The following is a 12796-nucleotide window of genomic DNA, read 5'->3' on the forward strand; positions in this document are numbered from 1 at the left end:
GAGAGGAATAGCCACATGGGCATTTTTGACTGGAAACACTGGCTCGTCATCCTGGTAGTCGTGGTGCTGGTATTCGGTACCAAGAAACTGAAAAACCTCGGCACCGACGTGGGCGAGTCGATCAAGGGCTTTCGCAAGGCCATGAACGACGACGAAAAACCGGCCGACCCGACGGCGGCTCCCGCCCAGCCCGTGCAGCCGACACAGCCGGTACACCCCCAGGCGGCCCAGCCGGTGAATGCGCCACACACCATCGATGTGCAGGCACAGAAAGTCGAAGAGCCGACCCGCAAAGACTCGTGAGCACTGACTAATGTTTGGGATCAGCTTCACTGAACTGCTGCTCGTCGGTCTCGTCGCCCTGCTGGTGCTGGGCCCCGAGCGCCTGCCGGGTGCTGCGCGCACCGCCGGCCTGTGGATCGGCCGTCTGAAGCGCAGCTTCAATGCGATCAAACAGGAAGTTGAGCGTGAGATCGGTGCCGACGAAATCCGTCGGCAACTTCACAACGAACACATTCTGTCCCTCGAGCAGGAAGCGCGGAAAATCTTCACGCCGACCCAGCAGGAGCCGACGCCGGTCCAGCCGGCAGTCGAGCCGGCGAACGCGCCCCAGGCCCAGCCCCAGGTGGGTGACACCGCGCCGGCAGTGGCCGAGCCCGCAAGATCGACGGAACCTGCCCCGACGGCGCCAGCGTCCGCCGCTCCCAACGACCCTACTTTGCCGCCGCGAGCCCCATGAGCGATATCCCAGAGAACGACCAGCCAATGCCGCTGGTATCGCACCTCACCGAGTTGCGCACCCGCCTGCTGCGTTGTGTCGCGGCGGTATTCATCATCTTCGCCGGGCTGTTTGCCTTTACCCAGCAGATCTACACCTTCGTCTCCACGCCGCTGCGCCAGTACCTGCCGGAAGGCGCGACGATGATCGCCACCGACGTGTCGTCGCCTTTCCTGACGCCGCTGAAACTGACGATGATGGTCTCGCTGTTCCTGGCGATTCCCGTGATCCTGCACCAGATCTGGGGCTTCATTGCGCCAGGCCTGTACAAGCATGAAAAACGCATCGCCGTGCCGCTGCTGGTGTCCAGCATCCTGCTGTTCTACACAGGGATGGCCTTCGCCTACTTCCTGGTGTTCCCGCTGATCTTCAAGTTCTTCGCCGCCGCGACCCCGTCCGGCGTCGAGATGATGACCGACATCACCAGCTACCTGGACTTCGTCATGACGCTGTTCTTCGCCTTCGGCGTGGCGTTCGAAATTCCCGTGGCGGTGGTGCTGCTGGTCTGGATCGGCGTGGTGGACGTGGCATACCTGAAGAAGATCCGTCCGTACGTGATCATCGGCTGCTTCGTGGTCGGCATGATCCTGACGCCGCCGGACATCTTCTCCCAGACCCTCCTGGCGGTCCCGATGTGGCTGCTGTTCGAAGTCGGCGTGCTGTTCGGTGGCCTGGTGCGCAAGCGCAGCGAGCATCCGGACGACGAGGCGGACGAACAATCGGCCGACGACCATAACGACCAGCCGCCAGCGACCCAAGCGTGAACCTGCTGCTGCTCGAAGAGGCCGACTTCATCGGGCCGGACCGGGTCATCCTCAGCGATCGCCGGCTGACGCACATGCAGGACGTCCACCGCAGCGCCGTCGGCGACAGCCTGCGGGTGGGACGCATCGGTGGGTTGATGGGCTCCGCCCAGGTGCTGCGCCTGGAAGCCCGCGAGGCTGAGCTGCAAGTCACTCTGGACCAGCCGCCACCGGCCAAGCTGCCGCTGACCCTGGTGCTGGCGCTGCCGCGCCCAAAAATGCTCCGGCGGGTTTTCCAGACCATCGCCAGCATGGGCGTGCCGCGCGTGGTGCTGGTGAACAGCTACCGGGTGGAGAAAAGCTTCTGGCAGACCCCGTTCCTGGAGCCCGAGGCCATTCGCGAACAGCTGATCCTCGGCCTGGAACAGGCCAGGGACAGCGTGCTGCCTGAAGTCATCATCGAGAAACGCTTCAAGCCCTTCGTCGAAGACCGCCTGCCGGCCCTGACCAATGGCACCCTGGGCCTGGTCGGTCATCCCGGCAACTATCCCCCCTGCCCCCGGGCGCTGACAGAACCCGTCACCCTGGCGATCGGCCCGGAAGGCGGCTGGATCCCCTACGAAGTCGACCTGCTGGCCAAGGCCGGCCTGCAACCGGTGCAGTTGGGCGAGCGAATCCTGCGGGTCGAGACCGCGGTCACGGCGCTGCTCGCTCGGCTGTTCTGATCCCCCATTTCACGATCTTCAGTTCATTTCTACAGATCCCTGCCGAGCCGCCGATACAGTCCCCATAAAACCAATTCAATGCTCCAGGGGAGTGACAGCATGTTCCGGTGGCTTGGAAATGTAAGCGTTAATCGCAAACTCGGCGCAGGCTTCGGCCTGGTGCTGTTCCTCACGTTGATGATTGCCTTCACCGGCTGGAGCAGCCTGGGCAATGTCATCAGCCGGGGCGACAAGCTGGGGTTCATTGCCAGTCTCAACGACTTGAGCAAGGACCTGAACCTGGCGAGCATCGACTACAACACCACACGGGGCGAGAAAGGGCCGCAGCAGGTCAACGACCTGCTTGGCAAGCTGGAAGCCGGGCTCAATACCGCCCGCCAGTTGATCGAACAACCGGCCGATGTGGCGCTGATCGACAAGCAACTGGCCGCCGTCGCCGAATACAAGGGCGCCTTTGCCCTGATGACCCGGGCCACCGTCAACCGTGAAGATGCACGCAGCAAGCTGGGCGCCAGCGCCGACAACGCCGTGGCCCGCGTCGCCGAAGTGGAGAAAGCGGCGCTGCAAGCCGGCGATGTCACTCAGTTCAATAGCGTGGTCACCCTGAGCAAAGCGATCCAGCAAGCGCGCTACCAGGTTCGCGGCTACACCTACAGCGGCAAGAGCGATGCCCAGCAACCTGCCCTCGATGCCATCGATAACGTCCTGAAGCTGCTTGCACGCCTGCCCGATCAGTTGCCAGCCGAACACGCCGCCAACCTGCAGCAGGCCAACGACTCGTTCAATCTCTATCGCGCGGCCGTGGCCCAGTTCCGCGACTCGCAGATCGACAACGCCGCCGCGCAACAGCGCATGACCGAGCAAGGCCAGGTGTTGATCGACGCCAGCCAGAAACTGACCGTATCCCAGACCGCCGTGCGTGACCACGACGCGGCCCAGGCCAAGACCGTCCTGATTGCCGCTGCCGCGTTGGCGTTGCTGTTCGGGGTGATTGCCGCCACTTTCATTACCCGGCAGATCGTCGGCCCGCTGGCCCAGACGCTGACGGTGGCCGAACGCGTGGCCGCCGGTGACCTGACCCACAACCTCACCTCCGATCGCCGCGACGAACTCGGCCAGCTGCAACGGGCCATGCAAAGCATGACCGTGGGCCTTCGGCAACTGATCGGGGGCATCGGCGAAGGCGTCACTCAGATCGCCAGCGCCGCCGAACAGCTTTCGGCCGTGACCGAGCAAACCAGTGCCGGCGTCAACAGCCAGAAAGTGGAGACCGATCAGGTTGCCACCGCCATGCACGAAATGACCGCCACGGTGCAGGAAGTGGCACGCAACGCCGAGGAAGCCTCGGAGGCTGCCGTCGCCGCCGACCAGCAGGCCCGTGAAGGCGACAAGGTGGTGGGCGAAGCCATCGCCCAGATCGAGCGTCTGGCGCTGGAAGTCGGCAACTCCACCGCCGCCATGGGCGACTTGAAGCGCGAAAGCGACAAGATCGGCAGCGTGCTGGACGTGATCAAGTCCGTGGCCCAGCAGACCAACCTGCTGGCGCTCAACGCCGCCATCGAGGCCGCCCGCGCCGGTGAAGCCGGACGTGGTTTCGCAGTGGTCGCCGATGAAGTCCGCAGCCTGGCCCAGCGCACCCAGAAGTCCACCGAGGAAATCGAAGAGCTGATCCTGGGGCTGCAGAACGGCACCGAGCAGGTCGCGACCATCATGGACAACAGCCGCAGCCTGACCGACAGCAGCGTCGAACTGACCCGCCGCGCCGGCGGTTCCCTGGAGAACATTACCCGCACGGTCTCGGCCATCCAGTCGATGAACCAGCAGATCGCTGCCGCCGCCGAGCAGCAGAGCGCCGTGGCCGAGGAGATCAACCGCAGCGTGCTCAACGTGCGCGATGTCTCGGAGCAAACGGCATCGTCCAGCGAAGAAACCGCCGCCTCCAGTGCCGAACTGGCGCGATTGGGCGTGCACTTGCAGACGCTGGTGGGGCGATTCAAGGTTTGATCCCCTCGTAGCGAGGCGCCCGTCCTGGGCGCCCTCGCCCGGTGCATCCTATGGGAAGCGTGCTTGCCCGTGAAGACGCCGGCACATCCAACACCCCTGCAAACCGGCCCACCGCTTTCGCGAGCAAGCGCCCTCCCATAGGGATGTGTGGTGAATGCCGTGTTGCCCTGGGCATCCAGCAACTGATCGAGCTCGGTAGTTTGCTGGCAAACCGGGCGCTGGATAGCGTCGACCCTCGACCATAGTCTGACTGGCCAGGGGAAGCCAGGTGCGGATGTGGCGAGGGGATGGTTTCCCTCGCCACAACCACCGGTGCGCTCCAAATCCTGGGCCCAACAAAAAGCCCCGCTTCCTTTCAGAAGCGGGGCTTTTTGGGCATCAGGCCAGTTGAGGCTGGGCACTGACCGGCTGAAGCGGTAGCAACGGCGCATGAGGATCGGCATTGACCGACTCACGCCACGCTGCCAGCCACTCGGGATGGCTCTCGCTCCAGACCTGCTCATGCAGGCGGGACAGGGCGACCGGGTCGCTCAACAGCGCCAGGCGCTCGGCATTGCTGAGGCCGGCCGGACCGACCTTCAGGGCATGGCGAACGCGTTCGCCCCGCAGCCATTCGATCGGCTCGGCCTTGCCGTGCCGCGATGTGGCCAAGGCATACGCCAGGGCGTTTTGCTGTGGGTCGACGACCGCACGAATGAAGCCGTCGTTCAGCGCATGCCAGCGGTTCTCATGGGCATACTGGTCGGTCGACAGCAGTTCCTGTGGCGGAGCGTACTCCTCCGGGATCAGGAACAGGCTTTCATCGCGCGACTTCAAGCCCAGGCCCACGCGGCTGGAGATCACCGAGACCGGGATCGACAGCATCAGCGAGCCGACGATCGGCACCAGCCACCACAGGAAACTGGGGTTCAGCCAGATGACCAGCAACGCCCAGAGGAAGCCCAGCAAGGTCTGCGGACCGTGGCGCTTGACCGCTTCGCTCCATGGCGTCGAGTCATCGTCACGTTTCGGCGAGTTCCAGGTGGCGGCCCAGCCGAGGAACGCGGCCAATACGAAACGGGTGTGGAAGATCATCCGGACCGGTGCCAGCAGCATGGAGAACAGCATCTCCAGCAACATCGACAGCGTCACCTTGAACTTGCCACCGAACTCCTTCGCGCCCTTGGCCCAGATCAGCACGACACTGAGCAGTTTGGGCAGGAACAGCAGCACGATGGTCGTCGAGAACAGCGCGATGGCCTTCTCCGGATGCCATTGCGGCCATAACGGATACAGCTGGCGCGGTTCGAGGAAGTACTGCGGCTCCATCAGCGTATTGACCGCCAGCAGCGCAGTGGACAACACCAGGAAGAAGAACCACAGGGGCGCCGACAGGTAGGACATCACCCCGGTCAGGAACACCGCACGGTGTACCGGGTGCATGCCCTTGACCAGGAAGAGCCGGAAGTTCATCAGGTTGCCGTGGCACCAGCGACGGTCACGCTTGAGTTCGTCCAGCAGGTTCGGCGGCAATTCCTCATAGCTGCCCGGCAGGTCATAGGCAATCCACACGCCCCAGCCGGCACGGCGCATCAGTGCCGCTTCGACGAAGTCGTGGGACAGGATCGCACCGGCGAAGGCACCTTTGCCGGGCAATGGCGCCAGGGCGCAATGCTCGATGAAGGGCTTCATGCGGATGATCGCATTGTGTCCCCAGTAGTGGGATTCGCCCAACTGCCAGAAGTGCAGGCCGGCGGTGAACAGCGGACCGTAGACCCGTGTCGCGAATTGCTGCATGCGCGCATACAGCGTGTCCATGCCCGAAGCCTTCGGCGCGGTCTGGATGATACCGGCGTCCGGCGTGGCTTCCATCAGGCGCACGAGGCTGGTCAGGCATTCGCCGCTCATGACGCTGTCGGCGTCGAGCACCACCATGTACTTGTAATCGCTGCCCCAGCGACGGCAGAAGTCGTCGAGGTTACCGCTCTTGCGTTTCACGCGCCGGCGGCGGCGGCGGTAGAAGATCTTGCCAAAGCCACCGGCCTCGCGGCAGACGTCCAGCCACGCTTGCTGTTCGGCCACGCAGATATCGGTTTCATTACTGTCGCTGAGCACGAAGAAGTCGAAGCGATCCAGGTCACCGGTGGCGGCCACCGACTCGAAGGTCGCCCGCAGGCCGGCGAACACCCGCGGCACGTCTTCGTTGCAGATCGGCATGACCAGCGCGGTACGGGCATCCTTGGGAATCGGCTCGTTGCCGGCACTGGCCCCGGAGATACGATACTTGTCGCGCCCGGTGAGCAGCTCCAGGAAGCCCATCAGGGCGGTCCAGAAACCGGCCGACACCCAGCAGAACAGAATACCGAACAGGATCAGGATGCTGGTCTGCAAGGCGTATGGCAGCACTTGCGTGGCGGTCTGCGACAGCGGCTGGTGCAGCACTTCCTCCAGGTCCACCAGCGACCAGCCCTGGTACGGCATGATGCCCTTCATGTACCAGCCGGCGACGATGGTCTGGCCAAGCATCAACAGCAGCAGGATGTAGCGACGGGTCGACCCCACGGTACGCCAGCGCGCCTCGGGCAGCACGCGTGCGTCCTTGGGCGGCTTCGGCGGGTTGGTGCGACCGGTGAGACGCCGCCAGGCACGCACCAGGATATTGGTGCGCCAAGGCTCCGGCACGACCTTGGTACGACGAATCGGCGGCGTCGCCTTCAGGCACACACGACCACTGGCATCCAGTGCCAGCATTTCGGCGTCTTCCAGCTCTTCGGCAGTGCTCAGGGTCAAACGCCGCCCAACCGAAGCCTGTGCCGCTTCGCCGGGCTCATCGAATGTCGAAGACGAAAGCCGTTTATGCAGTTCGCTGAAGGAAGAGCAGCCCGCCAGCTCGGCGCGCTGCTCGTCGGTCATTGGCAAATGGGCCAGATATTCGCTGAGCGTCTCTGGCTGTACTGGAGTATTACTCATCGGCTGGCAACTGATAGCTCCAGGTCTCGGTCAGGACTTGCTCAGTCGGTTCCGGTTCCTGCGGGGTTGGGGTCGCCTCGACGGCGGCGGACGCCTTGACGGTCGTTGCGACTTCTTTGGCGTGTTCTTTCTCTTTTTCTTTCTCTTTTTCGCTCTGCTGCTTGGCGACCTTGTCTGCCTTGGCAAGGGTCGTGGTCACGGCATGCGACGCGGCAGGGGCTTCGACAGGCGTCAGCGGACGGACCAGCGCCGCGCGCATTTCGGTAGCCTGCTTTGGATCCTTGACCTTCAGGCGCAAGGTCAGGCGCCAGCCCTTGGTTTCGGGGTTGTAGCGAACGTTGTTCTCGACGATCTCGGCGTTGTCGCCGACGCTCACCTGGCTACGCACTTCGGCGTTTTCCGGCAACGCTTGCAGCGAAGGACCTTCGAAATCCACCAGGTAGGCCACGCTGCCATCCGGCTGGCGGATCAGGTTGGATTGCTTCACGTCACCCGTGGAACGCAGGGTCTGCTTGACCCAGGCGCTGTCCGGCGAGTGCAGGCTGGCTTCGTCGAGGGTCCAGTGCAGGCGGTAGGAGAAGTCCAGCGGCTGGCCAGGCTCAGGCAGCTTTTCCGGGCTCCAGAACGCAACGATGTTGTCGTTGGTTTCATCGGCTGTCGGGATTTCCACCAGGTCCACGGTGCCCTTGCCCCAGTCGCCTTTCGGTTCGATCCAGGCGCTAGGACGCTTGTCGTAGCGGTCGTCCAGGTCTTCGTAGTGGCTGAAGTCGCGGCCACGTTGCAGCAGACCGAAACCACGCGGGTTTTCCACCGAGAAGTTGCTCACGGCCAGGTGTTTGGGATTGTTCAGCGGACGCCAGATCCATTCGCCGTTGCCGGCGTGGATCGACAGGCCGCTGGAATCGTGCAGTTCGCGACGATAGTTGAGTACCTTGGACGGCTGGTTGGCGCCGAACAGGAACATGCTGGTGAGCGGGGCAACACCCAGCTTGCTGACACGGTCACGCAGGAACATGCGCGCCTTCACATCAACCACGGTGTCCGTACCCGGACGCAGGGTCAGGCGATAGGCACCGGTGGCCCGAGGCGAGTCCAGCAGGGCGAAGATCACCAGATGCTTGTCGGTCGGTTTCGGGCGCTGGATCCAGAACTCGCGGAAACGCGGGAATTCCTCGCCGGATGGCAACGCGGTATCGATGGCCATGCCACGGGCGGACAAGCCGTAAGTCTGGCCCTTGCCGATGACGCGGAAGTAGCTTGCGCCCAGCATGGTCATGATTTCGTCTTGCTTGTCGGCCTTGTTGATCGGGTACAGCACGCGAAAGCCCGCGTAGCCCAGCTGCTCGGTGGCCTTGGGATCGAACTGCACGTCACCGAAATCGAAGCGCGTCGGGTCGTACTTGATCTCGTCGACAGTGGTCGCTGTGATCTCGTTGATCTTCACCGGCGTGTCGAAATGCATGCCCTGGTGATAGAACGACAGGCGGAACGGCGTCTTCTGGTCGGCCCACTCGGCTTTTTCGGTGCGGAAACGGATTTTTTGATAGTCGGCGAATTTCATATCGCGAAATTCGTTCGGCAGGTTGCTGCGCGGGGCTTCGAATTTTTGCCCGGCCAGTTCCTGAGCCTTCGCCGACACATCATCCAGGCTGAATGCCCACAGTTGGCCGGCGCCAAGCAGGCACAACAGGGCAGAGCCCGCTACCAGAGCGTTTTTAAACCGTTTGGCAGACATTTTTGGTGCATTACAGGGACTAACAATCACGAGCAACCCTCGCCGAAAACAGATCAAGAAACCAACGGCCAGTTAAGGTATCCGCTTGGTAACGGCATTGAAAAACCGACCTTGCGGAGCACTCTTGCCAAGTTGGCGAGCATTGTTCCGACTCCGATGGGACAAAATGATTCCCCAAACGGTCCAGGACAAGTCTCTACCTAAAGTCAAATGGACCGGCGAACGCCGATCCCCCGTAGCGCGCGATTATCTAGCAGGCCGCGTGACAACGCATCAGGGGCAACAAAGTATTTATCGAGAAAACTCCCCGTTTAACCTCGAAAACAGCCTGAAAAGGTGTTTCAAACACTTTCAGACCTGTAACAAAAAGGTTACCGGGCCATCATTTACCAGATGCACTTGCATGTCGGCGCCGAATCTACCTGATGCCACAGTGCCATGCACGTGTTTCGCCTGGGTAACCAGATAAGAAAACAACTCTTCCCCTAATGCTGGCGGCGCGGCCGATGAAAAGCTCGGGCGCAAGCCGCTTCGGGTATCTGCCGCCAGGGTGAACTGCGACACCAGCAGCAAACCGCCACCGACATCCGCCAGGGACAGGTTCATCTTGCCGTCGGCATCGCTGAACACCCGGTAGTTGAGCAGCTTGTGCAGGAGCTTGTCGGCGCTGGCCCGGGTATCCCCGGGCTCGACCGCCACCAATACGAGCAGGCCCTGGTCCACGGCGCCAACAATTTCTCCCGCCACTTCGACCCGGGCGCCGCGGACCCGTTGCAACAGGCCCTTCACGCTTCTTCAGGCGGCAGGTCGAGCAGACGCCGGGCCATTTGCGCGGCGGCGCGCACCAGTGCATCGGTGATGCCCGGCTCCGACGCGGCGTGACCGGCATCGCGGATCACCTGCAGCTCGCTGTTGGGCCAGTTCTGGTGCAGCTCCCAGGCGTTGTCCAGGGGGCAGATCACGTCGTAGCGACCATGGACGATGATGCCCGGCAAATGAGCGATCTTGCCCATGTCGCGAATCAGCTGGTTGGGCTCGAGGAACGCATTGTTGGTGAAGTAATGGCACTCGATCCGGGCGATCGACAGGGCACGCTGCGGCTCGGAGAAGCGATCGACCACCAGCGGGTTCGGACGCAGGGTCGCGGTCCGGCCCTCCCAGATGGACCAGGCCTTGGCCGCGTGCATCTGGGCGATCTGGTCGTTGCCGGTCAGGCGTTTATGGAAGGCGCTGAGCAGGTCGTCGCGCTCGTCCGGCGGAATGGGCGCGATGTAGTCCTGCCAGTAGTCGGGAAACAGGCGGCTGGCGCCGGCCTGATAGAACCACTCGATTTCCTGCGGACGGCAGAGAAAGATCCCGCGCAGAATCAGGCCATGCACCCGTTCCGGATGGGTCTGGGCGTAGGCCAGGGCCAGGGTCGAGCCCCAGGAGCCGCCGAACAGTACCCATTTATCGATGCCCAGGTGCTTGCGGATGCGCTCCAGGTCTTCGACCAGATCCCAGGTGGTGTTGTTCTCCAGGCTGGCATGGGGGGTGGAGCGACCACAGCCGCGCTGGTCGAACGTGACGATGCGATACAGGTTCGGATCGAAGTAGCGACGGCTCTGCGCATCGCAGCCCGCACCCGGACCACCGTGGATGAACACCACCGGGAGTCCTTCCGGGGAGCCGCTTTCATCGACATAGAGCGTATGGGTGTCATCGACAGCCAGATCGTGCCGGGCATGGGGTTTGATCTGCGGGTACAAAGTCTGCATTGCGCGCTCCGTAAGGGGTCGAGTCATCCCTGTGGGGACTTCTATTTAGTCTGCCGTCCGGCATCATAAACCCGAATTACCTTAATGAGCATGTCCCCGCGAAGTCAAAGCGTGTCAGCCAGGTATGCCAGCAGCGTGCGATACATCCGATCGACCTCCGGCACCTGGTTGCGGCCACGCAGGCAGCCGTGGACCAGACCGTCACCGACATACAGCACGGCATTGCCTCCTGCGGCGTTCAGCCGCTCGCTGTAGAGGATGCCGTCGTCACGCAGCGGATCCCATTGCGCCACGATGACCAGCGCCGGCGGCAGGCCAGCCAGGTCGGCGGCGAGCAATGGCATGGCGTAGGGCGACGGCGCGGCGCCGCCCAGATAAAGCTGTTGGCAGTCGTCCAGGTCGTCGCTGCTCAGCAGGGGCGCGTCGGCGCATTCGCGGCGCGAGGGCAAGTCGGCAGGGCCGCCAAGGGCGGGGTAGATCAGCACCTGGCCCTGGGGCAGCGGCTGACCGCCATCACGCAGGGCCAGGCAAATCGCAGCGGCGAGGTTGCCCCCGGCACTGTCCCCGGCCACCCACCGGCGCCTGGGATCGATGGCAAGAGGAGCGGCTGCCAGCCGGTGCCACACGTCGAGGCAATCCTCGAAGGCCGCCGGGAATGGATGTTCCGGGGCCAGCCGATAGTCCACCGCCAGCACCAGTATCCCCAGCTCGGCCGCCAGTTCCATGCAGATGAAGTCATGGGAGTCCAGGTTCCCCACCACCCAACCGCCTCCGTGCAGGTAGAGCATGCACGGCCAGCCTTCGCAGGGTGGCTCGATCCGAGGGTGATAAGCCCGCACGGCCACGCCGGCCAGCTCAAAATCATCGACCATCAACCCTTCCGGGCGCGGCGGGGTGAACGCCCGGCACATCCGGTCGTAGCCCTCGCGCATGCCGGCGATGCCGCCGTCCGGGCTGCTGAAACTCCGGGTCTTGCGGACGAAGGCGGACATTGCCGGGGAGAGTGGATAAGCCATGACAGGGGACCACCAGATATATCCTTGGGTAGGACGCCTCAATGATGAGGCATCATGGCTTGAGACTGGCCTGCACCGCCGCCACGCCGTCCTCGCCGTCGAAACTGGTCACGCCGGCCAGCCAGCGCTGGAGGTCTTCGGGATGGTCCCGCAACCATTGCCGGGCGACGTCCTGGGGTGTCTTGCGCTCCATGATCGGCACCATCAGCTGGCTTTCCTGGGCGGCGGTGAAGGTCAGGTTTTCCAGCAGCCGGTTCACGTTCGGGCAACGCTGGGCATAGTCCGGCGCGGTCACGGTGGAAACGGTGGCAGCACCTTCGTTCGGCCCATAGACATCTTCGCTGCCGGTCAGGTAGGTGATGTTCATGTTGATGTTCATCGGGTGCGGGGTCCAGCCGACGAAGACCACGAATTCCTTGCGATTCACGGCCCGCTGTACCGCCGCCAGCATGCCCGCCTCACCGGACTCGATCAGCTTGAAGTCCTTGAGGCCGAAGTGGTTGGTCTCGATCATGGTCTTGATGGTGGTGTTGGCTCCACTGCCCGGCTCGATGCCATAGATCCTGCCACTCAACTGGTCCTTGAACCGGGCGATGTCGGCAAACGTCCTGAGCCCCGCCGCCGCCACATAGTCAGGCACCGCCAGGGTGGCCTGGGCATCGGCCAGGCTCGGCTTTTCCAGCACCCTCACCTGGTTGGCGGCCAGGAACGGGGCGATGTTCTTGTCCATTGCCGGCTTCCAGTAGCCCAGGAATATGTCGAGGCGCTTGTCGCGGATGCCCGCGAAGATGATCTGCTGCACAGCACTGGTCTGCTTGCTTTCATACCCCAGGCCCGTGAGCAGGACATCGGCCACGCCGCTGGTGGCGATCACGTCGGTCCAGTTGACCACGCCCATGCGCACGGTCTGGCAGGACGCCGGCTCGGCGGCCATCGCCCCGGTGCCCAGCATGACGGTACCGCAGAAGATCGATAGACAGCGCTTGAACAGTCTTTTCATCGGGAAGGTCTCGGCGGCAGCGGATTATTGTGGGCCGGTGTCTTTGTGCACCGTACCGAAACAGTACGCAGCGCCGAGGGGGTAAAGGT

General features: G+C 63.3%; 10 protein-coding genes and 2 pseudogenes. 6 read left to right on the forward strand and 6 right to left on the reverse strand.

Translation table 11 applies throughout. From position 1 onward, the window contains the following. Window positions 1-15 precede the first annotated feature (15 nt). The 6 genes and pseudogenes from BLP99_RS20960 to BLP99_RS26940 form a co-directional block, all read left to right on the forward strand. On the forward strand, window positions 16-303 hold the full coding sequence (locus BLP99_RS20960; protein WP_053147776.1) for a twin-arginine translocase TatA/TatE family subunit: 288 nt from the start codon (window positions 16-18) through the stop codon (window positions 301-303). 10 nt (window positions 304-313) lie between these two features. Further along, a complete protein-coding gene (tatB, locus tag BLP99_RS20965) occupies window positions 314-739 on the forward strand; it encodes a Sec-independent protein translocase protein TatB (protein WP_072397960.1) in 426 nt (141 codons plus the stop codon). After that, on the forward strand, window positions 736-1542 hold the full coding sequence (tatC, locus tag BLP99_RS20970; RefSeq protein WP_072397959.1) for a twin-arginine translocase subunit TatC: 807 nt from the start codon (window positions 736-738) through the stop codon (window positions 1540-1542). Before tatB ends, tatC begins: the two co-directional genes overlap by 4 nt. Beyond that, the gene (locus BLP99_RS20975) at window positions 1539-2246 is read left to right on the forward strand and encodes a 16S rRNA (uracil(1498)-N(3))-methyltransferase (RefSeq protein ID WP_072459094.1); all 708 of its coding nucleotides are present in this window, start codon (window positions 1539-1541) and stop codon (window positions 2244-2246) included. Before tatC ends, BLP99_RS20975 begins: the two co-directional genes overlap by 4 nt. Before the next feature lie 99 nt (window positions 2247-2345). Continuing rightward, window positions 2346-4250 (forward strand): methyl-accepting chemotaxis protein, encoded by a 1905-nt coding sequence (locus BLP99_RS20980; RefSeq protein WP_072397957.1) that lies wholly within the window; start codon window positions 2346-2348, stop codon window positions 4248-4250. A 161-nt stretch (window positions 4251-4411) separates the two neighbouring features. Then, a pseudogene (locus BLP99_RS26940) lies at window positions 4412-4495 on the forward strand (DUF6124 family protein); the annotation flags it as partial. Window positions 4496-4605: 110 nt separating this feature from the next. Here BLP99_RS26940 and mdoH read toward each other — a convergent pair. The 6 genes and pseudogenes from mdoH to BLP99_RS21010 all read right to left on the reverse strand — a co-directional run bounded on the left by mdoH (window position 4606) and on the right by BLP99_RS21010 (window position 12707). Then, a pseudogene (gene mdoH, locus BLP99_RS20985) lies at window positions 4606-7199 on the reverse strand (glucans biosynthesis glucosyltransferase MdoH). Further along, window positions 7192-8934, reverse strand: a complete 1743-nt coding sequence (locus BLP99_RS20990) for a glucan biosynthesis protein G (protein ID WP_165887942.1) — start codon at window positions 8932-8934, stop codon at window positions 7192-7194. The pseudogene mdoH and the gene BLP99_RS20990 overlap by 8 nt, the downstream one beginning before the upstream one ends. A gap of 351 nt (window positions 8935-9285) precedes the next feature. Further along, window positions 9286-9723 (reverse strand): D-aminoacyl-tRNA deacylase, encoded by a 438-nt coding sequence (gene dtd / locus BLP99_RS20995; protein WP_072397955.1) that lies wholly within the window; start codon window positions 9721-9723, stop codon window positions 9286-9288. After that, entirely contained in the window at window positions 9720-10691 is a 972-nt protein-coding gene (gene pip / locus BLP99_RS21000; RefSeq protein ID WP_072397954.1) for a prolyl aminopeptidase, read from the reverse strand. Before pip ends, dtd begins: the two co-directional genes overlap by 4 nt. Window positions 10692-10795: 104 nt before the next feature. Beyond that, window positions 10796-11707, reverse strand: a complete 912-nt coding sequence (locus tag BLP99_RS21005) for an alpha/beta hydrolase (protein WP_218124377.1) — start codon at window positions 11705-11707, stop codon at window positions 10796-10798. A gap of 52 nt (window positions 11708-11759) precedes the next feature. Continuing rightward, a complete protein-coding gene (locus BLP99_RS21010; RefSeq protein ID WP_092181632.1) occupies window positions 11760-12707 on the reverse strand; it encodes a choline ABC transporter substrate-binding protein in 948 nt (315 codons plus the stop codon). Window positions 12708-12796: the final 89 nt, after the last annotated feature.

It is taken from the genome of Pseudomonas sp. NFACC32-1, assembly GCF_900101215.1.
GTDB lineage: Bacteria > Pseudomonadota > Gammaproteobacteria > Pseudomonadales > Pseudomonadaceae > Aquipseudomonas.

Excerpts from the sequence above, each read along its gene's own strand:
- BLP99_RS20960 (WP_053147776.1), top strand. The coding sequence starts at position 16 with ATGGGCATTTTTGACTGGAAACACTGGCTCGTCATCCTGGTAGTCGTG.
- tatB (WP_072397960.1), top strand. The coding sequence starts at position 314 with ATGTTTGGGATCAGCTTCACTGAACTGCTGCTCGTCGGTCTCGTCGCC.
- tatC (WP_072397959.1), top strand. The coding sequence starts at position 736 with ATGAGCGATATCCCAGAGAACGACCAGCCAATGCCGCTGGTATCGCAC.
- BLP99_RS20980 (WP_072397957.1), top strand. The coding sequence starts at position 2,346 with ATGTTCCGGTGGCTTGGAAATGTAAGCGTTAATCGCAAACTCGGCGCA.
- BLP99_RS20990 (WP_165887942.1), bottom strand. The coding sequence starts at position 8,934 with ATGTCTGCCAAACGGTTTAAAAACGCTCTGGTAGCGGGCTCTGCCCTG.
- pip (WP_072397954.1), bottom strand. The coding sequence starts at position 10,691 with ATGCAGACTTTGTACCCGCAGATCAAACCCCATGCCCGGCACGATCTG.
- BLP99_RS21005 (WP_218124377.1), bottom strand. The coding sequence starts at position 11,707 with ATGGCTTATCCACTCTCCCCGGCAATGTCCGCCTTCGTCCGCAAGACC.
- BLP99_RS21010 (WP_092181632.1), bottom strand. The coding sequence starts at position 12,707 with ATGAAAAGACTGTTCAAGCGCTGTCTATCGATCTTCTGCGGTACCGTC.